The organism is [Mycobacterium] fortunisiensis, from assembly GCF_019050325.1.
GTDB classification, from domain to species: Bacteria; Actinomycetota; Actinomycetes; order Mycobacteriales; family Mycobacteriaceae; genus Mycobacterium; species Mycobacterium fortunisiensis.
Genome location: NZ_VOMB01000023.1, coordinates 147,676 through 170,558, shown reverse-complemented (window position 1 = coordinate 170,558; position 22,883 = coordinate 147,676). Strand labels below are relative to the sequence as shown.

The window sequence follows — 22,883 nt, the reverse complement described above, 5'->3', positions numbered from 1 at the left end:
TGCGACCCGCGGTTCCTAGAATCGTCAACCGTGGAGCTTGGGCCAGGCAGCAAACCAGCGCAGGAGATACTCGACGATCGCGACGTGATCATCGAGGCCGCGTTCGGCTGTCTGTCGGAACCGCACACCGGGGCGGTTCCGGTGGCTGCGGTGCTGGCCAGGGCCGGTCTGTCGACCCGCGCGTTCTATCGGCATTTCGAGTCCAAGGACGCGCTGTTCCTGGCGATGATGCGTGGTGAGGGCGACTCGCTGGCGCGTCGGCTCGACCGGATCGCCGAGGAATACGACGGACCGCCCGCCGATCAGCTGCAGGTCTGGCTGGGCCAGATTTTCGGGCTGCTGGCCGACGAGCGCCTGCTGATGCACATGACAGTGCTCGATTCCGACGAGGTGCGCGCGGCCAGGGGCTATCGCGCGGCGCGCGAGCAGTGGCACGACGAGCGGGAGCGGTCGCTGGCGTCGATCCTGCGTCGGGGCCGGGAGGACGGGTCGTTTCCGCTGGCCGAACCCGAGAAGGACGCCGTCGCGATCGGCGCGGTGGTCAGCCATGTGATGTCCCGGTTGTGTTCGGACGGTGACAGCATCGTCGCGCAGGCTGACGTGGTCGACTTCGCCCTGCGGGCGGTCGGCGCGCACACCCGGTGCCGCTGATGACGGTGTGACCGGTGCCACGTACGTTGGATCGCACGCGTGCCATCGCACGCGACAGGCAGTGCCACGAGGAGCAGATGTATGGCAGACGACAGCGCCGACGCCGAGCCGGTCGAGCCGACCGGGACCGACGACGTAGCTGCTGAAGAAACCGGTACGGAGGCCGCCGATGAGGCTCGGGACGGCGACAGCGAAGAGACCGGGGACGAACAAGCCGACGACAGCGACGACGCCGCCGAACCCGCCGGCGACGCGGAGCCGACGCAGCGGCGTTTCCGGCGGTTGGCGTCGGCCGGTTTTCTCGGCACAGTGCTCGTCGTCGCGCTCGCGGCGTTGGTCGGCTGGTTGGGCTACGGGATCTATCAGGTCCACCAGGAACAGCAACGCCGCGCGATGTTCGTGGACACCGCGCGGCAGGGCGCGACAGACCTGACCACTATCGACTGGGAGCACGCCGAAGCCGATGTCCAACGGGTGCTCGACATTTCGACCGGCGGGTTCTACGACGACTTCGAGAAGCGCTCGAAGTCGTTCCTCGAGGTGGTCAAGCAGATCAAGTCGAAGTCGACCGGCACGGTGACCGCATCGGGCCTGGAGTCCTACACCGGTGACGAGGCGAACGTCCTCGTCTCGGTGACCGTCCGGTCCACCAATGCGGGCGTGCCCGAACAGGAACCACAGGTGTGGCGAATGGAGTTGACGGTGCAGGACGTTGCCGGCAAGGCGAAGGTCTCCGACGTGAGGTTCATCCAGTGAGCGGCCGTCACAAGATGCCACCGGCAGGGCGCCGCAGGAACGAGGCAGCGGCCACCCCGGAGGCTGCACCGGAAGACGTTGTGGCCGATTCGGATTCGTCGGTTTCCGACGTTCCGGACGAGGCCGTCGCCGGCGCCGCCGGGAGCGACGAGGCCGTCAGCGAAGAAACCGCTGCCGACGCTGTCGAGCCCGAGAGCGCGGTTCCGGCGGACGAATCCGCCGAGGAAGCGTCCGCCGAGGAAGCGTCCGTCGAGGAAGAGGACGCGGCCGGCGCGGAGCCGAAACGTCGGCGCGCGCGGATCAGTTGGCCCGTCGTGTTGTCGCTCGCCGCGTTGGTGCTGGCGGTGGCGGCGGGGGTGTTGCAGTGGCAGATCGTGGCGCACCGGGATAGCGACGTGGCGCGCGCCGAAGCCGTTCAGGCGGCCAAGGAGATCACCGCCGAAATGCTGTCGTATGAACCGGAAACCGTCGACCAGCAGCTCACTGCGGTTCGTGACCGGTTGACCGGGGAATTCCTCGGCACGTACACCGCAATGGTCAACGACATCATCCCGGCGGCTCAGGCCCAGCAGATCGGCGCCGTCGCCGACGTGCTCGGCACCGGCGTGGTGAGTGCAGAACCCGACCGCGTCGAGGTGGTGTTGTACGTCAACCAAGCGGTGTCGACCGCAGGTCAGATGCCGCAGAAGACCTTGTCGATTGCGCAGGCCACCATGGTCAAAGACGGTGACCGCTGGTTGATGTCCGAGTATGCGCCGGTGCAGCCGTGACCGAGCCACGTTGGATCGATGTCAGCGCACCCGCGGTGCAACTGCGGGCGCTTGTGTGGGGGCCCGACGACGGCCCGGTCGCGTTGTGTCTGCACGGCTTTCCCGATACCGCCTACGGCTGGCGAAAGGTGGCCCCGGCGCTGGCCGCGGCGGGATGGAAAGTGGTGGCGCCGTTCCTTCGGGGTTATGTGCCGTCCTCGCTCCCGTCCGACGGCAGTTACCACATCGGGGCACTGATGGACGACGCGCTGCGGGTGCTGGACGCGGCGGGGCCGACCGGGGCCGACGTGCTCATCGGCCACGATTGGGGCGCGATCGCGGCCTCGGGCCTGGCGGCCATGCCGGACAGTCCGTTCGCCAAGGCGGTGATCATGTCGGTGCCGCCGACGGCGTCGTTCCGGCCGTTCGGTCGGGTGCCCGAGCCGGGACGGCTGGCCGCCCAGTTGCCGCGGCAACTGCTGCGCAGTTGGTACATGATGTTCTTCCAATTGCCCTGGTTGCCTGAGCGTTCCGCGTCCTGGGTGGTCCCGCGGCTGTGGCGGCTATGGTCGCCGGGGTACGACGCGGCCGAGGACGTCCGCCACGTCGATGCCGCGATCGGTGCGCCCGACCGATGGCGCGCCGCGATCGGCTACTACCGCACCATGTTCCGTTTCGGTACCCCGCCGGCGCCGTACGCCGAGCTGCACAAGCACTGGATGTCGGCACCCGTGCTGCCCACGCTTTACCTGCACGGCACCGACGATGGCTGTGCCGCACCGGATTACGCGCGGTGGGTACGGGAGATCCTGCCGCCGGGCAGTGCGGTGGACATCGTCGAAGGCGCCGGCCACTTTCTGCAGCTGGACCGACCGGATGTGGTCGGCAAGCACATCGTGGACTTCGTCGGCAGCGCTGACGGGAGCTGATCGGTGCGCCGGATGGCCGCAATCGATGCCCAGACCTGGTGGCTGTCGGCCAAGGTCCCCAATGATCAGTTCCTGCTGTACGGATTCGCCGGTGTCCCGGAGGATCTGGGTGCCGCGCTGGCCGAGGTCCAGGACCGGGCCCGGCGCTGTCCGGACTTGCTGCTGCGGGCCGGCGACGACTGCCGGTTGACGTATCCGGCGTGGGAGCCGCGGGCGGTGGGCGAGGATCAGTTCGTCGTCCACGGCGACGAATTCTTCTGGAACGAGTGCCTCGACGTCGTCGCCGGGTTGGCCGATCGTCAGCTCGACGCCACCGTCGCGGCGTGGCGCGTCCATGTCTTCCCGCACGTCCGTGCGTTGCCCGGAGCCGACACCGGCGCGGTCGCGGTGCTGCAGATCTCGCACGCCCTGGCGGACGGGACCCGGGCCTCGGCCCTGGCCGCCTGGCTGTTCGGCCGGCCGGCCCCGGTTGCCCCGGTGGCCCAGCCGCGCCTGCTCGCCGCCCGGTTGCCCGGACGCGCGGTGGTGGCCGCCCGCACCCAGCGGGAGTTGGTGGGCGACACCGAATCCGGTGCGGTGCCGCCGCCGGCACCGTCGCGTCCGGTGCTGCACAGCAATGCCGCGCCGGCCGGACGGCGGTGGGTGCGCACCCTCGTTCGGCACCGCAGTCAGATTCCCGGGCCGACCGTCACCGTCGGCGTACTGGCCGCGATCTCGTCGGGATTGGGGGAGCAGCTTCGCGAGTCCGGCGAGTCCGGCGAGGACATCCGTGCGCTCGGCGCTGAGGTGCCGATGGCCAAAATGGGGATTCGCCTCGCGCACAACCACTTCGGCAACGTCGGCATCGGTCTGTATCCCGAGCTCGGTACAGCGGACCGGATCGCGCGTATCTCCGCGGACTTCGCCGACCGTCGCCGGCGCGCAGCGCATCCGGCCATGGCCGCGGCCGACCAGGCGTTCGCCGCCACGCCGGCTCCGCTGTTGCGCTGGGGCGTGGCGCAATTCGACCCGACGGTGCGTGCGCCGATGGTAACCGGCAACACCGTGGTGTCCAGCGTCAACCGCGGTGATGCCGACCTGTCGTTCGGCGGCCTGCCGGTGGTGGTGACGGCCGGCTACCCCTCGCTGTCGTTGATGATGGGCCTGACCCACGGGGTGCACGGCATCGGAGACACCGTGGCAATCAGCGTGCACGCCGCGCAGTCGGCCGTCGCGGACATCGACAGCTACCTCGCCCGGTTGGACGAGGCGCTGGGCGACTAACCCCGTCGCAGCATCGCGATGCCGACGTCCAGCGCGGATTCCAGGTAGCCGAGATCGCCGGAGGCGAGCATCACACTGACGCCACCCTGGATGCCGGCCAGCAGTGCGGACGCCACGCGGTCGGCGTCCAGATCGGCGGCGATTTTTCCCTGCGACTGCATGTGCCGGATACCCGCGGCGATCTCGTCATGCCATTGCCGAAGTAGGGCTTTCGTGACGGCCTGGGCTCCGGCGGTGGTCCGGCCGATCTCGGACATCAGCAGGCTCAGTGGGCAGCTCTGGCCTTGGCGGCGGTACCGCTCGACCACGGTGTCGCGCCAGCGTTGCCAGGCCGCCCACGAGGTCAGCTCACCGAGGTAGGGCTGTTGATCTTCCAGCACCATCTGGGCTTCGCGCTCGGCCACCGCCAGCAGCAGCTGATCCTTGCCGTCGGGGAAGTAGTGGAACAGCTGGCTTTTGGAGGTCTGGGTGTGGGCGCGGATGTCATCCAGCGTGGTCGCGGCGACGCCGTTGGCGCGAATCGTCTCCGCGGCACCCTCGATGATGCGGCGCCGGGTGGCCGCTCCCTTGGCCGTCAACTTCTGGACTTGCAGGTCCATTTTTACCGTCCTATACCTGGACTCATGAGTCCAAACACTACGCGGCTGCGCGGCCGCACCGCACTTGTCACAGGATCCACCGGCGGCCTCGGTGTCGCCATCGCCAAAGCCCTGGCAGACCAGGGCGCCTTTGTCGTCGTCAGTGGCCGCGACAAGGAACGCGGTGACGCCGTCGTCGCCGAGATCCGCGCTGCCGGCGGCCAGGCCGGATTCGTCGCCGCCGACCTCGGCGCCGGTGCTGACGAGGTGTTGCGTCTCGCGCAACAGGCCGCCGAGTCCGCCGGGGGACCGATCGACATCCTGGTCAACAACGCCGGGGTGTGGGGGCTGCCCGAACCCACGAGCGAGGTCTCCGAGCAGGCGCTGCTGGAGTCCTACCGCACCAACGTCGTCGCGCCGTTCCTGTTGACCGGTGCCCTGGTGCCGGCGATGGTCGAACGTGGCCGCGGCGCCATCGTCAACGTCGGGTCCATCACCGGGCTCATCGGGGGAGACCGATCGGCGCTGTACTCGTCGACCAAGGCCGCCGTGCATTCGCTCACCAAGTCCTGGGCGGTCGAATACGGCCCGCGCGGGGTGCGGGTCAACGCGGTGGCGCCCGGACCGATCGCCACCGAGCGCGCCGCCGAGGCCGCCGACCATCTGGCCCCGGTGCTGGCCCGCATCCCGTCCCGGCGGATGAGCACGCCCGATGAAGTGGCCGCGGCGGTGGTTTTTCTGGCCGGTGACGACGCTGCCAACATCCACGGCACGATCCTCAGTGTGGATGGGGGCTGGGCGGCGGCGTAACAGATGCCCTAGATTCTGTTACGTGGCTCCTGACTTTGCGATCCTTGTCCTGCGCGTGGTGCTCGGTCTGACCATGGCCGCCCACGGCTACAACAAGTTCTTCGGTGGCGGACGTATCCCCGGCACCGCGGGATGGTTCGACAGCATCGGCATGAAGCCGGGCATGTTCCATGCCCGGGTGGCGGCCAGCACCGAGATCGCCGCCGGTCTCGGCCTGGCACTGGGCCTGCTCACCCCGGTACCCGCCGCCGGTTTCGTGGCGCTGATGCTGGTCGCGGCCTGGACCGTGCACCGGGCCAACGGTTTCTTCATCGTCAAGGAAGGTTGGGAGTACAACCTGATCCTGGCGGTGGCCGCGATCGCAATCGCCGGTACCGGGGCGGGCCGCTACAGCCTCGATCACCTGCTGTTCTCCGACACCGGCATCTACCACCTGCTGAACGGCTGGTGCGGGCTGGCGATCGCGGTGGTGCTCGGCCTGGTCGGCGGCATCGGCCAACTGGCGATCTTCTACCGCCCGCCGGCCAAGACGTCCTAGTTCTCCGCCGAGCAGACACTCAGGTACCCCAAATCGCGCGACTCCGGGTACCTAAGTGTCTGTTCGCGTGAGGGCGGAATAGAACACGTTCTAATGTGACCGGCATGGGTTTTCTCAAACAGGAATCGCCCCAGGTCGACTTCGAACAATGGAGCAAGGGCACCCGCGCCGAGAAGATCCGGCCGATGGCGCGGCACTGGGCCGAGGTCGGTTTCGGCACGCCGGTGGCACTGCACCTGTTCTACGTGGTCAAGATCCTGCTCTACATCCTCGGCGCCTGGCTGATCGCGCTCACCACGGCCGGAGTGGACGGTTTCACCAACGTGACCTCCTGGTACGCCGAGCCGATCGTCTACCAGAAGGTCGTGTTCTACACGATGCTGTTCGAGGTCATCGGCCTGGGCTGCGGCTTCGGCCCGCTCAACAACCGGTTCTTCCCGCCGATGGGGTCGATCCTGTACTGGTTGCGGCCCAAGACGATTCGCCTGCCCCCGTGGCCGAACCGGGTGCCGCTGACCAAGGGCGATGATCGCACCCTCGTCGACGTCGCGCTGTACGCGGCGCTGCTGGTGATGCTGGTGGTGGCGTTGGCCTCGCAGGGCACCGGCCCCATCCCGGAGCTCGGCAGCCAGATCGGCGTGCTGCCGGCGTGGCAGACGGCCGCGATCGTCGGCCTGCTCGCGCTGGCCGGCCTGCGCGACAAGGTGATCTTCCTGGCCGCCCGCGGCGAGGTGTACGGCGCGCTGGCGGTCTGCTTCCTGTTCAGCGGCGCCGACATCGTCATCGCCGCCAAGCTGATCTGTCTGACGATCTGGATCGGTGCGGCGACCTCCAAGCTCACCAAGCACTTCCCCTTCGTCATCTCGACGATGATGAGCAACAACCCGGTGTTCCGGCCGCGCTGGATCAAGCGGAAGTTCTTCGAGAACTTCCCGGATGATCTCCGCCCCGGCCGCCCGTCCCGCTTCGTGGCGCACTTCTCCACGGCCATCGAGGGTTTGGTGCCACTGGTGCTGTTCTTCTCCCACGGCGGCTGGCCGACCGCGATCGCGGCGTTCGTCATGCTGGTGTTCCACTTCGGCATCCTGAGCTCCATCCCGATGGGCGTGCCCCTGGAATGGAATGTCTTCATGATGTTCAGCGTGCTGGCCCTTTTCGTCGGGCACGCCGGGACCGGTCTCGGCGACCTGGGCAGCCCGTGGCCGATCGTGTTGTTCGCGGTGTCGGCCGGCACCGTGGTGTTGGGAAACCTGTTCCCCCGCAAGATCTCCTTCCTGCCTGGCATGCGGTACTACGCCGGCAACTGGGACACCTCGCTGTGGTGCGTCAAGCCGTCGGCGGCGGAGAAGATCGAGAAGGACATCGTCGCGATCGCCAGCATGCCGGCCGCGCAGATGGAGCGGTACTACGGCAGCCCGGAGACCGCCCAGATGTACCTGTACATGGGATATGCATTCCGCGGCTTCAACTCTCATGGCCGCGCGCTGTTCAGCCTGGCGCACCGGGCCATGGCCGGGCAGAACGAGGACGACTACGTGCTGACCGACGGCGAGCGCATCGTCTCCACGGCGATCGGCTGGAACTTCGGCGACGGACACATGAGCAACGAACAGCTCGTCGCGGCGCTGCAGAAGCGGTGCCATTTCGAGCCGGGGGAGGTGCGCATCGTCATGCTCGACGCGCAGCCGATCCAGCATCAGACCCAGCAGTACCGGCTCGTCGACGCGGCCACCGGAGAGTTCGAGCGGGGCTACGTCAAGGTTTCCGACATGGTGACCCGACAGCCCTGGGACGACGAACTACCGGTCCATGTCCAGCGAGATGACGTCACCGCCTGACCCGGTCGCGGTATGGGGCGATGAGTCCGGCAGCCCGGCTTCGAGCTCGCTGGCCCGGCGAAGCGTGTCCGCCAGTTCCGGCCCGCCGGCCCCTACCGCCCGGGCGCGGGCCAGGAGTTTGCCGGCCAGCATCGGCTCGCCTTGGCGGACCGCCACGTCTGCCCGCAGTACCAGCAGCTTCACCAGCTGGATCGGCGTCGGCTCTTCGTCGGTCCGGACCAGCGCCCGGTCCAGGACCTTCACGGCCAAACCCAGGTCCTGTTTGGCATCGGCGTACAGCGAGCCCACGTGGATCGCCCGGTCGAACGGGCCTTTCGGCAACGGCCGGTGCCGCTGATCCTCGCTGATCGGTTGGGCGATCTGGATCGTGTTCCCACCGGGGTCGACCATCAGGAACTGTCGCACCCCATAACTCATGTCCGCCAACGCACCGATCCGCGGGATCCCCTGCACCGGCACCGAGCCGAACGCCTCCTGCAGCCCCCCGGTGAAGAGCACGTAGAGCCCGTCGACGTCATCGGTGTCGACCAGGCAGCCATGCATGGAGGTCCTCGGATCGAATGCCTTGTCCCCGTAGAAGTTCAGCTCGATGCCACCGCGCTTCACGCTCAGAAACTGGTACGGCGATGTCTGCTGGAACGTGATCTCGAAGCCGAGTGCGGTATAGAAATCCGCCACCGGCCGGATCGCCGGAGCCATCAGCCTCGGCGTCGTTTTCTCGGTCATGCGTTTCGAAGGTAGGGAAGGTCGTCGTGGCACGCACATGAATGTGAGAACCACGACTTCCCCTGGTCATTGGCCGGGTGGTGCTATCTGTGGGTCCGCCGCACGGCGGCTCAGCGCATGACGTCGCGCACTTTTACGCTCTCGATGTCCTGCAGCATCAGGATCCGCGCGGTGTCGAGGTGCTTGCGCCAGTGCGACTCGGCGGCGTCGCCGTCGCCGGAGCGGATGAGCTGAATCAGCTTGCGGTAGGACCGCATCAGCTTGTCGTAGTCGGTCTTGGAAACCGGCCGGCGCTCCTTGAACAGGAAGGCGTGGTGGCGCACGGTGATCTCGTGCAGCATGCCGGCGATGATTCCGAGGGTGGCATTGCCCGAAAGCTCCACCACCCGGCGGTGGAAGTCACCGGTGGTCGCGGCCAGTTGGTCTGACTGATGGTCGGTCGGGATGTGCTCGTCGAGCATCCGTTCCAGTTCGGCGAACGCCGCCTCGTCACCCTTTTCGGCGAGCAGGCGGGCGGCCATCGGCTCGATCGCTGCCCGCCCCACCAGCAGGTCGGCGATGTCGGCACCGGAAAGTTCGAGCAGCAGGCCGGCCGGGCGGGCGACGATCTCGGGGCCGGGCACCCGGACCCGGGCGCCGGTACGCGAGCCGCGCCGCACCTCGACCAGCCGTTCGGATTCCAGCACCCGCACGGCCTCGCGCAGCGTCGGCCGGCTGACCCCGAAATGCTCCATGAGCTCGGCTTCGTTGGGCAGGAAGTCGCCCTCTTTGAGCTGGCCGTCGACGACCATACGGCGTAGGGTGCCCGCGACGAGCTCGGCGGTCTTCGGGGAACGGACCGGTGCCTGCGGTGCGATCGCGTCGGGGCCGATCATCGGCGCCAGTGGTGTGGTTCGAGCCACCAGACACTCCCCTGTAGGACAAAGTCAACGCCGACCGGATGGCCAGCTATACAACTCAGTAAACCATCTGTTCACCGTCGGAACCGAAACCTCGGCCTCTACCAACCAGTAGGTTGACCTAGTAAACCTACTGGTCTATTTTCACCTCGAGCGACCCGTTGAGCTCCATTGGGGTCGTCGCCACAACCCTTCAAAGGAGAAGTCATGGCTGAAGCCGTCATCGTCGAGGCTGTCCGCTCACCCGTCGGGAAGCGCAACGGCGCCCTCTCGGGTGTGCACCCGTCGGAGCTGTCGGCTCAGGTGCTCAATGGGCTGGTGCAGCGCGCCGGGATCGACCCCGCCCTCGTCGACGACGTCATCTGGGGCTGCGTCATGCAGGCCGGCGAGCAGGCCCTCGACATCGCCCGCACCGCGGTGCTGACCGCCGGTTGGCCCGAGACCGTGCCCGGCGTCACCGTCGACCGCCAGTGCGGTTCCAGCCAGCAGTCCCTGCACTTCGCCGTCGCCGGTGTGATCGCCGGGCACTACGACGTCGTCGTCGCCGGCGGTGTCGAATCGATGTCGCGCACCCCGATGGGCTCCTCGCTGGCCAACGGTGGCCACCCCTACCCGGAGGCCTTCCAGGCCCGCTATGACCACAAGACCCCGAACCAGGGCGTCGGCGCCGAGATGATCGCCTCGCAGTGGGGACTGTCCCGCACCCAGCTCGACGAATTCTCCCTGCGGTCGCATGAAAAGGCCGCCGCCGCACAGGATGCCGGCGCCTTCAAGGATCAGATCGTGGGGATCAAGGTCACGGACGAGCACGGCAACGAAAGCGCAGTCCTGGAAGACGGTGGCATCCGTCGTGGCGGCACGGTCGAGTCCATGGCTGCCATCAAGCCGGCCTTCAAGGAGGACGGTGTGATCCACGCCGGCAACTCCAGCCAGATCTCCGACGGCTCGGCCGCGCTGCTCGTCATGTCTGCCGACAAGGCAAAAGACCTGGGGCTCAAGCCACTTGCCAAGGTGCACACCGCGGTGCTCGCCGGCGCCGACCCGGTCATCATGCTGACCGCGCCGATCCCGGCCACCCAGAAGGCGCTGGCCAAGTCCGGCCTGAGCGTCGACCAGATCGGGGTGTTCGAGGTCAACGAGGCGTTCGCCCCGGTTCCGATGGCCTGGCTCAAGGACATCGGCGCCGACGAGAACAAGCTCAACCCCAACGGCGGCGCCATCGCGCTGGGCCACCCGCTCGGCGGATCGGGTGCGCGCATCCTCACCACCCTGCTGTACCACATGCGCGACAACAACATTCAGTACGGCCTGCAGACCATGTGCGAGGGTGGCGGCCAGGCCAACGCAACCATCCTGGAGCTCCTGTGACCGACGCCGACACCCAGCCCGGCGCGATCGTCGAACAGCGCGGCAACGTCCTGCTGATCACGATCAACCGGCCCGAGGCCCGCAACGCGATCAACGCCTCGGTCAGCATCGCCGTCGGCGACGCGCTTGCGCAGGCCCAGAACGATCCCGAGATCCGGGCCGTGGTGCTCACCGGCTCGGGTGACAAGTCGTTCTGTGCCGGTGCCGACCTCAAGGCGATCTCCCGGGGCGAGAACCTCTTTCACCTCGAGCATCCGGAATACGGATTCGCCGGCTATGTCAGCCATTTCATCGACAAGCCGACCATCGCCGCGGTCAACGGCACCGCCCTCGGCGGTGGCACCGAACTGGCGCTGGCCAGCGATCTCATCGTCGCCGAGGAGAGCGCGAAATTCGGTCTGCCCGAGGTGAAGCGCGGCCTGATCGCTGGCGCCGGTGGCGTTTTCCGCATCGCCGAACAGCTGCCCCGCAAGGTGGCCAACGAGCTGCTGTTCACCGGTGAACCGATGACCTCCGCCGATGCGCTGCGCTGGGGCCTGATCAATGAGGTCGTACCCGACGGCACCGTGGTGGACGCCGCCCTCAAACTGGCCGAACGGATCACCGGCAACGCGCCACTGGCCGTGCAGGCCAGCAAGCGGGTGGCCTATGGCGTCGAGGACGGTGTGGTCGTCGGCGACAAAGACGGTTGGAAGCGCACCAACCGCGAGTTCAGCACCCTGCTGCAGACCGAGGATGCCAAGGAAGGGCCGCTGGCCTTCGCCCAGAAGCGTCAACCTGTTTGGAAGGCAAAGTAAGCCATGAAGCGACAGATCTACACCGCAGAACACGAAGCGTTCCGCGAGACCGTCAAGGAATACATCGAGCGCGAGCTCGTCCCGAACGCCGAGAAGTGGGAGAGCGAACGGATCGTCGACCGGTCGGCGTACACGGCGGCCGGCAAGTACGGCGTCATCGGGTTCAACATGCCCGAGGAGTTCGGCGGCGGCGGCTCGGACGACTTCCGGTTCAACGCGATCATCGACGAGGAGATCGCCAGGGCCGGCGTGCACGGCCCAGCGCTGAGCCTGCACAACGATGTTGTCGGCCCGTACTTCAAGGACCTCACCAACGACGAGCAGAAGCAGCGTTGGCTGCCCGGCATCGCCAGCGGTGAGACGATCATCGCGGTCGCGATGACCGAACCCGGCGCGGGCAGCGACCTCGCCGGCATCCGCACCTCGGCGGTGCGCGACGGTGACGACTGGATCATCAACGGCTCCAAGACCTTCATCTCCTCGGGCATCAACTGCGACCTGTGCGTCGTGGTGGCCCGCACCGACCCCGAGGCCGGTCACAAAGGCTTCACGCTGTTCGTGGTGGAGCGCGGCATGGAGGGCTTCACCCGTGGCCGCAAGCTCGACAAGATGGGCCTGCACTCACAGGACACCTCCGAGCTGAACTTCGAGAACGTGCGGGTGCCGAACGCCAACCTGCTCGGCAAGGAAGGTCGCGGGTTCTACCACCTGATGACCAACCTGCCCTCGGAGCGGCTGTCGATCGCGATCTCGGCGATCTACGGTGCCCGGGCGGTGTTCCAGGAGACCCTGCAGTACGCCAAGGACCGCAAGGCCTTCGGCCAGTCGATCGGCAGCTTCCAGCACAACCGGTTCCTGCTCGCCGAGATGGAGACCGAGCTGGATGTCACCGAGAACTATCTCGACCGGTGCCTGCAGGGCGTGGTCGACGGTGAGCTGACCGCGGTCGAGGCGGCCAAGGCCAAGTGGTGGGCCACCGAGGTGGCCAAGAAGGTCGTCGACAACTGTGTGCAGCTGCACGGCGGCTACGGCTACATGATGGAGTACCGGGTGGCCCGGGCCTACGTGGACGGCCGGATCCAGACGATCTTCGGTGGCACCACCGAGATCATGAAGGAGATCATCGGCCGGGACCTCGGCGTCTAGCCGGCTCGCCTCCCGCCGAGCAGACGTAAAACTGCCCATTTTCACGCGAAAATGGGCAGTTTTACGTCTGCTCGGCGGAGGAAAGCGGGGAAATCAGCCGATCGGCGCGTCGGCGGCCGGGAGCTCGGGCTCCGGCGCCGTGGTGGTGGTCGTGGTGCTGGTGGCCGTGATCGTCGCCTCCAGCGCCTCCGGCGGTGAGTTGGGATCCAACACCGTGTCGATCAGGTAGATGCGCGCGTTCTGCGACTGGATCGGGCCGCAGACCAGCTTGGCGGTGTCGTTGACCTTGATGTCGCCGCCCTTGCCGGTCACCTTGACCTCGGCGCCCTGCTGGGTGGGCCGCTGGCCTTTCACGTCGTCGGGGCCGAGCAGGCCGAGAAACGCGTGGTAGTAGTCAAAGCTGGTCAGCGCGGCCGGATCGGCCTTGAGGGCGTCGAGCTGCCCGGGCTCCATGGCCTCGAAGGCCGCGTTGGTCGGCGCGAAGATCACGTACGGCCCGTTGTCGAGCACCGGCACGATGTTGACGTCCGGGTTCAGCCCGCCGGACAGCGCGGCGTTGAACGTGCTGATGTCCGGGATGCTGGCCAGCACTTTGCCGGTGGGCAGATCGGCGAGGCTCTTCCAGTTCGGCATGGCCTTCTTGAAGTTGTCGCAGCCCGAGCCCTGCGGGTCCGGGATCTCCACGACCGGGGCAGTGGTCGTCGTCGGCGCCGGATCGGCGTAGGCGACGCCCGCCAGCGGCAGCGACGCCGTGATCGCGGCAACTGCCGCAGCGACGCCCAGTGTCTTGGTGCGAGTCTTCATCGGTGGGTGTTCCTCCCGCTCATGCCTAGCCTGTAATCGTCGGCTGCCGGTGACGTGTTACGCGGTTCTCCGCGCGACGATGGCCGGCGACCGCGCACATTGCAGCCTCAGCGATTCCGCCGCGCCGCCTCGGATGGTAGGCGTTACGCAGCGGTTACGGCAAAGCCGGAATGCCCGCTTTGACCGTGCTCAGGCGTCTGAACTGGGGTTTTGTCGTGTGGTGGCCAATGCTCCGGCCTGCTACATCCGCCCACCTGAGCGATGCCTACGATGGCCAGCATGCCTGAGCCGTTGATCGTCTCCGTCGCCGGACACACTCCGAAGATCGACCCGGACGCCTGGGTGGCCCCCAACGCCAGTGTGATCGGCCAGGTTTCGCTGGCCGCCGGCGCCAGCGTCTGGTACGGCGCCACGCTGCGTGCCGAATTCGAGCCGATCGAAGTCGGTGCGGGCAGCAATATTCAGGACGGCGTGACCGTGCACGTCGATCCCGGGTTCCCGTGCCGGCTCGCCGGCGGCGTGACGGTCGGGCACAACGTGGTGTTGCACGGCTGCACGGTGGAAGCGAACAGCCTGGTCGGAATGGGTGCGGTGGTGCTCAACGGCGCCGTGATCGGCGCCGGGTCCCTGGTGGCCGCCGGTGCGGTGGTGCCCCAGGGCATGGTGGTGCCGCCGGGGTCCCTGGTGGCGGGGGTGCCGGCCAAGGTGCGCCGGGAACTCAGTGATGACGAGCTCGGCCACAACGAGACCAACGCCGCGGCCTACACGCATCTCGCCGCGCTGCACAAAGACGCGGAGTAGTCCCTAGCGCAGCGGATGGGCGAGCTCGTCGCGCGGCATCCGCGCGGCGGCGACGGCGACCAGGGCCAGCAGGCCCGGCACCAGGCCGGCCACCAGGAAGATGGACTCCATCGAGATCACCTTGGACAACGGGCCGACGATCGCGAACGACACCGGCATGAACGCCAGTGACACGAAGAAGTCCAGGCTCGACACCCGGCCCAGCATCTCCGTCGGCACCCGCCGCTGCAGCAGCGTTCCCCAGATCACCATGCCGGCGCCGTCGGTGACGCCGATGGCGAAGGTGGCCAACGCCATCAACGGGAATGACGACGTGATGCCGACGATCACCATCGGCAGCGACCCCAGCCCCCACATCAACATCATTGTGCTCAGATAGCGTCTCGGCATCCGGCGTGAGGACACCGCCAATGCCCCCAGCGCACTGCCGAATCCGAAGAACGCCAGGATGAATCCGTAGCTGCGGGCTCCGTCGTCGAACCGGTCGGTGGCGATGAACGGCAGCAGCACCTCGATGGGGCCCACCACGACGAGCACGAACATGCTGGCGAACAGCAATGTCCACAGCAGCCACGGGGTACGCACCATGAACGCGAAACCGTCACGCAGATCCCGTAATACGTGTGAGGATTCGCCAACCGCCTGTGCCGCAGCCGAATCGGTGGCCGGCCGGGTGCTCGCCAGCAGGGCCAGGCCCAACCCGAACAGCACGGCCACCGCCACCGCGCCCAGTGCGGGGAAGGTCACGGCGATCACCATGCCCGCCACCGCTGGGCCGACCGAGCGCTGGAACACCGGGCGCACCACGCCCTCGACTCCGTTGGCCGCCAACAGGTGTTCGGGCGGCAGGATGCGGGGCAGCAGGGCGCTGTATGCCGGGAAGAAAAATGCCGCGGCGATGCCGAGAATGCCTGCGGCAACCGCCATATGCCAGACGGCGAGCATGTCGAGCAGGCCCAACGTCGCCACTGCCGAGACCGTCACCAGGTTGACTGTTTCGACCGCGATGATGATGGTGCGCTGGTTGATCCGGTCGGCGGCGATACCGCCGACGAGAACGAAGGCCACCAGGCCGACGCCGAGGCAGGTGGCCACCAAGGACAGCGCGGCCGGATCGTTGTCGATCGCGATGACCTGCAACGCCATCACCACCGACCACATGCCCTCGGCGAAGATCGATAATGTCACCGCGGCGATCAGCAGCCGGTATTCGCGGATGCGGAAGGGGGCGAGCACACGCCAGCCACCGGCCGCCGGGGCCGGAGAGATGTCGTTCTGGGTGCTCACAACATTCGATGGTGCCGAGCCGACAGGGTCCGCGTCCAACGATTTTCGAGCGCTCGCGGGGGGGTGGGTGACCCGGTCCCCACAGTGCCTAGGAGTCGGTGAACTCCGGGCGCCGGTTCTGCTGGAAGGCCTTGGCGCCCTCGTGGAAGTCGGCGGACACCAGCAGTTGCAGCTGGCCCTCGCGTTCGCGGGCGAACGCACCCTCGAGCTCGGTGAGGGTGGCGGCATTGACGGCCTGCTTGGTCTTGCGCAGCGCCACGGCCGGCCCGGAGCGCAACTTGGCCACCGCCTTGTCGACCGCGGCGTCGAATTCATCGGCCGGGTACAGGCCGCTGACCAGGCCCCAGTCGTAGGCCTCGGCGGCGGTGAGCCGCTCGGCCAGCAGGGCCAGCCGCATCGCCCGGATGCGCCCGATGTTCGCGGCCACCAGGGCTGACGCGCCGCCGTCGGGCATCAGCCCGATCTTGGTGAACGCCAGCATGAAGAAGGCCGCCTCCGAGGCCAGCACCACATCGCAGGCCAGCGCCAGGGACACCCCGACGCCGGCGGCGGGCCCGTGTACCGCGGCGACGACCGGCTTCGGCAGGGTCACGATGGCCGCCACAGCGCGGTTGGCTGCGTCGAGCACGCTCTCGGGGGTGCCGGCCTTGGCGTCCTGGTCTTCCTCGCTGAGGCCGGCGCCCGAGCTGAACCCGCGTCCGGCGCCGCCCAGTCGCACCACCCGTACGTTGGGGTCGGTGGCGGCCAGTTCGATGGCCTCGGAGACGGCGACGAGCATGCGCTGGGTCAGGGAGTTGAGGCTGTCGGGCCGGTTCAGCGTCACCGACAGCACGCCGTCCTCGAGCGATACGGTCACATCGTCGGTGTCGGGGTAGGCGTCGGGTTGTTCGCGGGTCGCGGTCATCTGTGCACCTTAGGTTTGGCGGGCCCGTCACCCGCTTCGGGCGAAGCCGGCTATGGCCATGCCGGTCGAGAAGGTTATACAAGTAAGCTATGTCACCGGTCAACCAAGGCCTAACACGCGAAGGGCGGAAGAGCATGGCAGGACCACTGCAAGGTTTGCGCGTTGTGGAGCTGGCCGGGATCGGCCCGGGACCGCACGCGGCGATGATCCTCGGCGACCTGGGCGCGGACGTGGTGCGCATCGAACGGCCAGGTAAGAGCGGGGGAGTGCCCGCCGGTGACCGGGACTCCATGCTGCGCAACCGCCGCTCGGTGGCCGCCGACCTCAAGAGCGACGAGGGTCGCGGCCTGGTGCTCGACCTGATCGCCAAGGCCGACGTGCTGATCGAGGGCTACCGGCCCGGGGTCACCGAGCGCCTGGGCCTGGGCCCCGACGACTGCGCGAAGGTCAACGACCGGCTGATCTACGCCCGGATGACGGGCTGGGGTCAGGACGGTCCGCGGGCCCTGCAGGCCGGCCACGACATCAACTACATCTCGCTCAACGGGCTGCTGCACGCGGTGGGCCGCAAGGGCGAACGTCCCGTCCCGCCGCTGAACCTGGCCGGCGATTTCGGTGGCGGCTCGATGTTCCTGCTCGTCGGCATTCTCTCGGCCCTGTTCGAGCGGCAGACCTCGGGCAGGGGCCAGGTGATCGACGCGGCCATGGTCGACGGCTCCTCGGTGCTGATGCAGATGATGTGGGGCTTCCGGGCCAACGGCCTGTGGTCCGACGAGCGCGGCACCAACATGCTCGACACCGGCGCGCCCTACTACGACACCTACGAGACCGCCGACGGCAAGTACATGGCGATCGGGGCGATCGAGCCGCAGTTCTACGCCGAACTCCTCAAGGGCCTGGGCCTGTCCGATGCGGATCTGCCGGGGCAGAACGACATGGCCCGCTGGCCCGAGCTGCGCGACGCCTTCACCAAGGCTTTCGCCGCGCACGACCGCGATCACTGGGCCAAGGTGTTCGCCGGTACGGATGCGTGTGCGACGCCGGTGCTGTCGTTCGCCGAGGTGCTCACCGAACCGCACATCGCCGAGCGCAACACGTTCTTCGACGACGAAGGCAACCTGCAGCCGATGCCGGCGCCGCGCTTCTCCCGCAGCACCACGTCGGTGCCCGCCCCGCCGCGCGAACGCGGTGCGGACACCGAAGCCGTTCTGCGCGACTGGGTTTAGTTCATTTCGTTCAACCGTCCATGGGTCGGCACGGTGCCGGCCGGAAAGGAATGCGGTACATGGAGATCAAAGACGCGGTAGCCGTCGTCACCGGCGGCGCATCCGGTCTGGGCCTGGCCACCACCAAGCGGCTGCTGGACGCCGGGGCGCAGGTTGTCGTCATCGACCTCAAGGGTGAAGAGGTGGTGGCCGAACTCGGAGATCGGGCCAAGTTCGTGGCCACCGACGTCACCGACGAGGCCGGTGTCTCGAAGGCGCTGGATGTCGCGGAATCGCTTGGACCGGTGCGGATCAACGTCAACTGCGCCGGTATCGGCAACGCCATCAAGACGCTGTCCAAGAACGGTGCGTTCCCGCTGGACGGCTTCCGGAAGGTGGTCGAGGTCAACCTGATCGGCACGTTCAACGTGATCCGGCTGGCCGCCGAGCGGATCGCCAAGACCGAGCCGATCGGCCCCAACGGCGAAGAGCGCGGCGTCATCGTCAACACCGCCTCGGTGGCGGCGTTCGACGGGCAGATCGGCCAGGCCGCCTACTCGGCGTCCAAGGGCGGTGTGGTCGGCATGACCCTGCCGATCGCGCGCGATCTGTCGCGGGAGTTGATCCGGGTGTGCACCATCGCGCCGGGGCTGTTCAAGACGCCGCTGCTGGGTTCGTTGCCCGAGGAGGCGCAGAAGTCGCTGGGCCAGCAGGTGCCGCACCCGGCCCGCCTCGGTGATCCCGACGAGTACGGCGCCCTGGCCGTGCACATCATCGAAAACCCGATGCTCAACGGCGAGGTGATCCGTCTTGACGGCGCCATCCGCATGGCGCCGCGATGAGCGCTTGCGCGAAGAGCAGACAAGCACCGATGAGCGCTTGCGCGAAGAGCAGACAAGCACCGATGAGCGCTTGCGCGAAGAGCAGACAAGCACAGTAGAGAGGTCCATATATGGCATTGAAGACGAAGTTCACCGAGACGTTCGGGATCGAACATCCCATCGTGCAGGGTGGCATGCAGTGGGTCGGTCGCGCCGAACTCGTTGCGGCCGTGGCGAATGCGGGTGCGTTGGGTTTCATCACCGCGCTCACCCAGCCGACGCCGGCGGATCTGGCGAATGAGATCGCCCGTGCCCGCGACCTGACGGACAAGCCGTTCGGGGTGAACCTGACGATCCTGCCGACGATCAACCCGCCGCCATACGACGAGTACCGCCAGGTGATCGTCGACTCCGGGGTGAAGATCGTGGAGACCGCGGGCTCCAACCCGGCGCCGCATCTGCCGATGTTCCACGACAACGGCATCAAGGTGCTGCACAAGTGCACCTCGGTGCGCCATGCGGTCAAGGCGCAGAGCCTGGGTGTGGACGGCATCAGCATCGACGGGTTCGAGTGCGCCGGTCACCCCGGTGAGGACGACATCCCGGGTTTGGTGTTGATCCCGGCGGCCTCGGAGAAGATCGAGATCCCGATGATCGCCTCGGGTGGTTTCGCCGATGCGCGTGGCCTGGTGGCCGCGTTGGCGCTGGGTGCCGACGGCATCAACATGGGCTCGCGGTTCATGTGCACCGTGGAATCGTCGATCCATCAGAAGGTCAAGGAAGCCATCGTGGCGGGCACTGAGCTCGACACCGAGCTGATCTTCCGTCCGCTGCGCAACACCGCCCGGGTGGCGAGCAACGCGGTCTCGCGTGAGGTGGTGCAGATTCTCAACGACGGCGGCCAGTTCGAGGACGTCAAGGATCTGGTGGCCGGCAAACGCGGCGTGAAGGTCTATGAAATCGGTGACCTTGATGCGGGGATCTGGTCGGTCGGTACCTCGATGGGCCTGATCAATGACATCCCCACTTGCGGCGAACTCGTCTCGCGGATGGTGGCCGAAGCCGAGCAGCTGATCGGCGGGCGCCTGGCGAACATGATCGGCGCGGGTGAGGCCGAGTCGGAGAAAGAAACAGTCCTCGCCTGAGCGAGGACTGGGGCCCGAAGCGGGCAAATATCTAGACGGGAAACGCGCGCCGCGAGGCGCGCGTTTTCTCATACTGCGGTGGGCAGTTCCTGGTAGTCGTCGAACTGCTCGGAGGTGTCACCCTCGACCAGGACATCGCCGTGGTAGAGAGCCTCGAAGTCAACTTTGATGACATCGGCACTGGTGTCGTCGATCCACATGCCACTGAGCGTATGGGTCACCATTAAGGAATCTTTGAGTCACGGTTCGGAAAATGGTGGCAATCCTACTTTTGGGTAGGTTTCTGGCGAGTAGGCGAGCGCGGTCGGGGCGGGCGGTCGCCGGTTTCCACCGCAGGGCTGCGCGTTCGCGCTGATCACCGCCCAGGCGTGGAAATCGGCGAGGCGGTCGCGGCCGAGTCCGATAAGACGCTGCCGGGACCAGCCGGCCGACAACGGTGAACGATGCGGGGCGCTGACCCGTCTTTATGGGGGGAGGCGGTGGGGGAGCCGTTGACGCACCAACTTACCGTTGTTAACTTAACGGCGATACTCATCCGGAAGGACACTCACGTGCTGCAGAGAATCGCCCGTCTGGCCATCGCCGCACCCCGGCGGGTCCTCGCCGTCGCCGCGCTGGTGATGGTCGCCGCGGGAATCTTCGGAGTCCCGGTGGCCAAGAGCCTGTCGGCCGGCGGATTCCAAGACCCCACCTCGGAATCGGCGCAGGCCACCGCCCTGCTGGCGGACAAGTTCTCCCGCGGCGACATGCAGCTGGTCATCAGTGTCACCGACGAGGCCGACGGCACCGGCAGTGCCGCGGCCAGGGCTGCGGGCACCGACATCGCCTCCCAGCTGAAGGCTTCGCCGTATGTCACCGAGGTCAGCTCGGCCTGGACCGTGCCCGCACCCGCGGCGACCGCCCTGATCAGCCGCGACGGCAAGACCGGGCTCATCCTGGCCGGCATCACCGGCGGCGAGAGCGGTGCGCAGAAGCACGCCAAGGAACTCGCCGGGCAGCTGGTCCACGACCGCGACGGGGTGACCGTGCGGGCCGGCGGCGAGGCGATGATCTATGTCCAGGTCAACGGGCAGAGCGAAAAAGACCTGCTGATGATGGAGTCCATCGCGATCCCGCTGAGTTTCGTGGTGCTGGTGTGGGTGTTCGGTGGACTGCTCGCGGCGGCATTGCCGCTCGCAGTGGGCGGCTTCGCGATCCTGGGATCGCTGGCCGTGCTGCGCGGGTTCACGATGGTCACCGACGTGTCGATCTTCGCGCTCAACCTCACCGTCGCGATGGGGCTGGCCCTGGCGATCGACTACACCCTGTTGATCGTCAGTCGCTACCGCGACGAACTCGCCGACGGCGCCGACCCCGACCGGGCCCTGATGCGCACCATGGCCACCGCCGGGCGCACCGTGTTGTTCTCGGCGATGACGGTGGCGCTGTCGATGGTGGCGATGGTGCTGTTCCCGATGTACTTCCTCAAGTCGTTCGCCTACGCCGGTATCGCGGTGGTGGCCCTGGCGGCGCTCGCGGCCATCGTGGTGGCCCCGGCCGCCATCGCGCTGCTGGGGGACCGGCTGGATTCCTATGACGTGCGGCGGTTCATCCGCCGGATCCTGGGCCGGCCCGAGCCCGTGCCCACGCCCGTCGAGCAGAGCTTCTGGTACCGGATGACCAAACGTGTCATGCGTCGTTCGATTCCGATCGGGCTCGCGATCGTGGCCCTGCTGCTGATGCTGGGCGCCCCCTTCCTCGGTATCAAGTGGGGCTTCCCGGACGACCGGGTGCTGCCGTCGTCGGCCTCGGCCCGCCAACTCGGGGACGAACTGCGTACCGATTTCGCCGTCGACTCCTCGACCGCGGTCACCGTCGTGCTCCCGGATGTGGCCGGACTGCGTCCCGCGGAGATCAACCGCTACGCGGCAGATCTGTCGCGCGCCGACAGCGAGGTCTCGGTGTCCGCGCCCGGGGGCACCTTCGTCGACGGGAACCGGGTGGGCCCGCCGACCTTGGGCACCGGGATCGCCGACGGCAGCGCGTATCTGACCGTCGGCAGCCACGTGCCGCTGTTCAGCGACGCCTCGGAGGCCCAACTCGACGCACTGCACGCGGTGGCCGCACCGGCCGAAGTGCAGTTCACTGGCGTCGCCCAGGTCAACCGGGACAGCTCACACGCGATCACCGCCCGACTGCCGATGGTGCTGGGCATCATCGCGGCCATCACGTTCGTGCTGCTGTTCCTGCTCACCGGCAGCGTGGTACTCCCGTTGAAAGCGTTGGTGCTCAACGTGTTGTCGCTGTCGGCGGCGTTCGGCGCGCTGGTGTGGATCTTCCAGGACGGCCACCTCGGCGCGCTGGGCACCACATCGACGGGCACGCTGGTGGCCAATCTGCCGGTGTTGTTGTTCTGCATCGCCTTCGGTCTGTCGATGGACTACGAGGTGTTCCTGGTGTCGCGGATCCGCGAGTACTGGTTGCAGTCCGGTGCCGACACCGAGATGTCGCCGCGGGAACGCTCCGGCCATCTTGCTCCTCGCGTCCGCAATGACGAGAGCGTGGCCCTCGGCCTGGCCCGCACCGGCCGCGTGGTGACCGCCGCCGCACTGCTGATGTCGATCTCGTTCGCCGCGCTGATCGCCGCGCAGGTGGCATTCATGCGGATGTTCGGCCTCGGGCTGACCGTGGCGGTGCTGGTCGACGCCACCCTGGTGCGCATGCTGCTGGTGCCGTCGTTCATGCATCTGATGGGGCAGTGGAACTGGTGGGCCCCGGCGCCGCTGGCCCGGCTGCACGAGCGGTTCGGGATCAGCGAATCAGCCGAGTTGCCCGCGCCGCCGGCCGGCCCGCAACGGGAGGTGGCATCGATGACGGACGCCCAGTAAC

General features: G+C 67.5%; 23 protein-coding genes. 16 read left to right on the top strand and 7 right to left on the bottom strand.

Annotated elements, in window-relative coordinates; all coding sequences use genetic code 11:
* Positions 1 to 30 precede the first annotated feature (30 nt).
* From FR943_RS21085 to FR943_RS21065, 5 genes are all read left to right on the top strand, one after another.
* Positions 31 to 651: a TetR/AcrR family transcriptional regulator gene (locus FR943_RS21085; RefSeq protein WP_308170620.1), complete on the top strand. Its 621-nt coding sequence runs from the start codon at positions 31 to 33 to the stop codon at positions 649 to 651.
* 81 nt (positions 652 to 732) lie between these two features.
* On the top strand, positions 733 to 1,407 hold the full coding sequence (locus FR943_RS21080) for an Rv1363c family protein (RefSeq protein ID WP_217160211.1): 675 nt from the start codon (positions 733 to 735) through the stop codon (positions 1,405 to 1,407).
* The gene (locus tag FR943_RS21075; RefSeq protein WP_217160210.1) at positions 1,404 to 2,177 is read left to right on the top strand and encodes a hypothetical protein; all 774 of its coding nucleotides are present in this window, start codon (positions 1,404 to 1,406) and stop codon (positions 2,175 to 2,177) included. Before FR943_RS21080 ends, FR943_RS21075 begins: the two co-directional genes overlap by 4 nt.
* Entirely contained in the window at positions 2,174 to 3,085 is a 912-nt protein-coding gene (locus FR943_RS21070) for an alpha/beta fold hydrolase (protein ID WP_217160209.1), read from the top strand. The genes FR943_RS21075 and FR943_RS21070 overlap by 4 nt, the downstream gene beginning before the upstream one ends.
* Positions 3,086 to 3,088: 3 nt before the next feature.
* The gene (locus FR943_RS21065; RefSeq protein ID WP_217160208.1) at positions 3,089 to 4,348 is read left to right on the top strand and encodes a WS/DGAT domain-containing protein; all 1,260 of its coding nucleotides are present in this window, start codon (positions 3,089 to 3,091) and stop codon (positions 4,346 to 4,348) included.
* Here FR943_RS21065 and FR943_RS21060 read toward each other — a convergent pair.
* Positions 4,345 to 4,947: a TetR/AcrR family transcriptional regulator gene (locus FR943_RS21060; protein ID WP_217160207.1), complete on the bottom strand. Its 603-nt coding sequence runs from the start codon at positions 4,945 to 4,947 to the stop codon at positions 4,345 to 4,347. The two genes, FR943_RS21065 and FR943_RS21060, sit on opposite strands and share 4 nt — an antisense overlap.
* 24 nt (positions 4,948 to 4,971) lie before the next feature.
* On the opposite strand from FR943_RS21060, the gene FR943_RS21055 reads away from it, so the two are divergent.
* The 3 genes from FR943_RS21055 (at position 4,972) to FR943_RS21045 (ending at position 8,112) form a co-directional block, all read left to right on the top strand.
* The gene (locus FR943_RS21055; RefSeq protein WP_217160206.1) at positions 4,972 to 5,736 is read left to right on the top strand and encodes an SDR family NAD(P)-dependent oxidoreductase; all 765 of its coding nucleotides are present in this window, start codon (positions 4,972 to 4,974) and stop codon (positions 5,734 to 5,736) included.
* Positions 5,737 to 5,758: 22 nt separating this feature from the next.
* Positions 5,759 to 6,274, top strand: coding sequence for a DoxX family protein (locus FR943_RS21050; protein ID WP_308170619.1), 516 nt, complete (start codon positions 5,759 to 5,761; stop codon positions 6,272 to 6,274).
* A gap of 104 nt (positions 6,275 to 6,378) precedes the next feature.
* Positions 6,379 to 8,112 (top strand): DUF3556 domain-containing protein, encoded by a 1,734-nt coding sequence (locus FR943_RS21045; RefSeq protein WP_217160204.1) that lies wholly within the window; start codon positions 6,379 to 6,381, stop codon positions 8,110 to 8,112.
* Here the strand turns inward: FR943_RS21045 and FR943_RS21040 are convergent.
* A complete protein-coding gene (locus tag FR943_RS21040) occupies positions 8,074 to 8,838 on the bottom strand; it encodes a DUF8817 family protein (protein ID WP_217160203.1) in 765 nt (254 codons plus the stop codon). The two genes, FR943_RS21045 and FR943_RS21040, sit on opposite strands and share 39 nt — an antisense overlap.
* A gap of 110 nt (positions 8,839 to 8,948) precedes the next feature.
* Positions 8,949 to 9,740 carry a FadR/GntR family transcriptional regulator gene (locus FR943_RS21035; RefSeq protein ID WP_217160202.1) on the bottom strand — a complete coding sequence of 264 codons (792 nt, stop codon included), beginning with the start codon at positions 9,738 to 9,740 and terminating at the stop codon, positions 8,949 to 8,951.
* Between the two features lie 204 nt (positions 9,741 to 9,944).
* Here FR943_RS21035 and FR943_RS21030 point away from each other — a divergent pair, with 204 nt between their 5' ends.
* The 3 genes from FR943_RS21030 to FR943_RS21020 are packed head-to-tail and all read left to right on the top strand — an operon-like array spanning position 9,945 to position 13,048.
* Positions 9,945 to 11,105 (top strand): thiolase family protein, encoded by a 1,161-nt coding sequence (locus FR943_RS21030; protein WP_217160201.1) that lies wholly within the window; start codon positions 9,945 to 9,947, stop codon positions 11,103 to 11,105.
* On the top strand, positions 11,102 to 11,902 hold the full coding sequence (locus tag FR943_RS21025) for an enoyl-CoA hydratase-related protein (RefSeq protein WP_217160200.1): 801 nt from the start codon (positions 11,102 to 11,104) through the stop codon (positions 11,900 to 11,902). Before FR943_RS21030 ends, FR943_RS21025 begins: the two co-directional genes overlap by 4 nt.
* Before the next feature lie 3 nt (positions 11,903 to 11,905).
* The gene (locus FR943_RS21020) at positions 11,906 to 13,048 is read left to right on the top strand and encodes an acyl-CoA dehydrogenase family protein (protein ID WP_217160199.1); all 1,143 of its coding nucleotides are present in this window, start codon (positions 11,906 to 11,908) and stop codon (positions 13,046 to 13,048) included.
* A gap of 93 nt (positions 13,049 to 13,141) precedes the next feature.
* Here the strand turns inward: FR943_RS21020 and FR943_RS21015 are convergent, their stop codons facing one another.
* Positions 13,142 to 13,852: a fasciclin domain-containing protein gene (locus FR943_RS21015; RefSeq protein ID WP_217160198.1), complete on the bottom strand. Its 711-nt coding sequence runs from the start codon at positions 13,850 to 13,852 to the stop codon at positions 13,142 to 13,144.
* A 279-nt stretch (positions 13,853 to 14,131) separates the two neighbouring features.
* Here FR943_RS21015 and FR943_RS21010 point away from each other — a divergent pair, with 279 nt between their 5' ends.
* Positions 14,132 to 14,653, top strand: coding sequence for a gamma carbonic anhydrase family protein (locus FR943_RS21010; RefSeq protein WP_217160197.1), 522 nt, complete (start codon positions 14,132 to 14,134; stop codon positions 14,651 to 14,653).
* A 3-nt stretch (positions 14,654 to 14,656) separates the two neighbouring features.
* Here the strand turns inward: FR943_RS21010 and tet(V) are convergent, their stop codons facing one another.
* Both tet(V) and FR943_RS21000 read right to left on the bottom strand, forming a co-directional pair.
* The gene (gene tet(V), locus FR943_RS21005; protein WP_217160425.1) at positions 14,657 to 15,922 is read right to left on the bottom strand and encodes a tetracycline efflux MFS transporter Tet(V); all 1,266 of its coding nucleotides are present in this window, start codon (positions 15,920 to 15,922) and stop codon (positions 14,657 to 14,659) included.
* Between the two features lie 106 nt (positions 15,923 to 16,028).
* A complete protein-coding gene (locus FR943_RS21000; RefSeq protein ID WP_217160196.1) occupies positions 16,029 to 16,844 on the bottom strand; it encodes an enoyl-CoA hydratase in 816 nt (271 codons plus the stop codon).
* 134 nt (positions 16,845 to 16,978) lie between these two features.
* Between FR943_RS21000 and FR943_RS20995 the strand changes: the two genes are divergently transcribed.
* From FR943_RS20995 to FR943_RS20985, 3 genes are all read left to right on the top strand, one after another.
* A complete protein-coding gene (locus tag FR943_RS20995) occupies positions 16,979 to 18,070 on the top strand; it encodes a CaiB/BaiF CoA transferase family protein (protein ID WP_217160195.1) in 1,092 nt (363 codons plus the stop codon).
* Positions 18,071 to 18,129: 59 nt separating this feature from the next.
* A complete protein-coding gene (locus FR943_RS20990; protein ID WP_217160194.1) occupies positions 18,130 to 18,891 on the top strand; it encodes a 3-hydroxyacyl-CoA dehydrogenase in 762 nt (253 codons plus the stop codon).
* Positions 18,892 to 19,001: 110 nt separating this feature from the next.
* On the top strand, positions 19,002 to 20,015 hold the full coding sequence (locus tag FR943_RS20985) for an NAD(P)H-dependent flavin oxidoreductase (protein ID WP_217160193.1): 1,014 nt from the start codon (positions 19,002 to 19,004) through the stop codon (positions 20,013 to 20,015).
* Positions 20,016 to 20,083: 68 nt separating this feature from the next.
* Here FR943_RS20985 and FR943_RS26700 read toward each other — a convergent pair whose 3' ends face one another.
* Positions 20,084 to 20,215 carry a hypothetical protein gene (locus FR943_RS26700; RefSeq protein ID WP_275957481.1) on the bottom strand — a complete coding sequence of 44 codons (132 nt, stop codon included), beginning with the start codon at positions 20,213 to 20,215 and terminating at the stop codon, positions 20,084 to 20,086.
* A 351-nt stretch (positions 20,216 to 20,566) separates the two neighbouring features.
* Between FR943_RS26700 and FR943_RS20980 the strand changes: the two genes are divergently transcribed.
* The gene (locus FR943_RS20980) at positions 20,567 to 22,882 is read left to right on the top strand and encodes an MMPL family transporter (protein WP_217160192.1); all 2,316 of its coding nucleotides are present in this window, start codon (positions 20,567 to 20,569) and stop codon (positions 22,880 to 22,882) included.
* The last annotated feature ends 1 nt before the right edge of the window (position 22,883 follow it).

Excerpts from the sequence above, each read along its gene's own strand:
- FR943_RS21020 (WP_217160199.1), top strand. The coding sequence starts at position 11,906 with ATGAAGCGACAGATCTACACCGCAGAACACGAAGCGTTCCGCGAGACC.
- FR943_RS21045 (WP_217160204.1), top strand. The coding sequence starts at position 6,379 with ATGGGTTTTCTCAAACAGGAATCGCCCCAGGTCGACTTCGAACAATGG.
- FR943_RS20990 (WP_217160194.1), top strand. The coding sequence starts at position 18,130 with ATGGAGATCAAAGACGCGGTAGCCGTCGTCACCGGCGGCGCATCCGGT.
- FR943_RS20985 (WP_217160193.1), top strand. The coding sequence starts at position 19,002 with ATGGCATTGAAGACGAAGTTCACCGAGACGTTCGGGATCGAACATCCC.
- FR943_RS21000 (WP_217160196.1), bottom strand. The coding sequence starts at position 16,844 with ATGACCGCGACCCGCGAACAACCCGACGCCTACCCCGACACCGACGAT.
- FR943_RS21040 (WP_217160203.1), bottom strand. The coding sequence starts at position 8,838 with ATGACCGAGAAAACGACGCCGAGGCTGATGGCTCCGGCGATCCGGCCG.
- FR943_RS21010 (WP_217160197.1), top strand. The coding sequence starts at position 14,132 with ATGCCTGAGCCGTTGATCGTCTCCGTCGCCGGACACACTCCGAAGATC.
- FR943_RS21060 (WP_217160207.1), bottom strand. The coding sequence starts at position 4,947 with ATGGACCTGCAAGTCCAGAAGTTGACGGCCAAGGGAGCGGCCACCCGG.
- FR943_RS21055 (WP_217160206.1), top strand. The coding sequence starts at position 4,972 with ATGAGTCCAAACACTACGCGGCTGCGCGGCCGCACCGCACTTGTCACA.
- FR943_RS21015 (WP_217160198.1), bottom strand. The coding sequence starts at position 13,852 with ATGAAGACTCGCACCAAGACACTGGGCGTCGCTGCGGCAGTTGCCGCG.
- FR943_RS20995 (WP_217160195.1), top strand. The coding sequence starts at position 16,979 with ATGGCAGGACCACTGCAAGGTTTGCGCGTTGTGGAGCTGGCCGGGATC.
- FR943_RS26700 (WP_275957481.1), bottom strand. The coding sequence starts at position 20,215 with ATGTGGATCGACGACACCAGTGCCGATGTCATCAAAGTTGACTTCGAG.
- FR943_RS21030 (WP_217160201.1), top strand. The coding sequence starts at position 9,945 with ATGGCTGAAGCCGTCATCGTCGAGGCTGTCCGCTCACCCGTCGGGAAG.
- FR943_RS21080 (WP_217160211.1), top strand. The coding sequence starts at position 733 with ATGGCAGACGACAGCGCCGACGCCGAGCCGGTCGAGCCGACCGGGACC.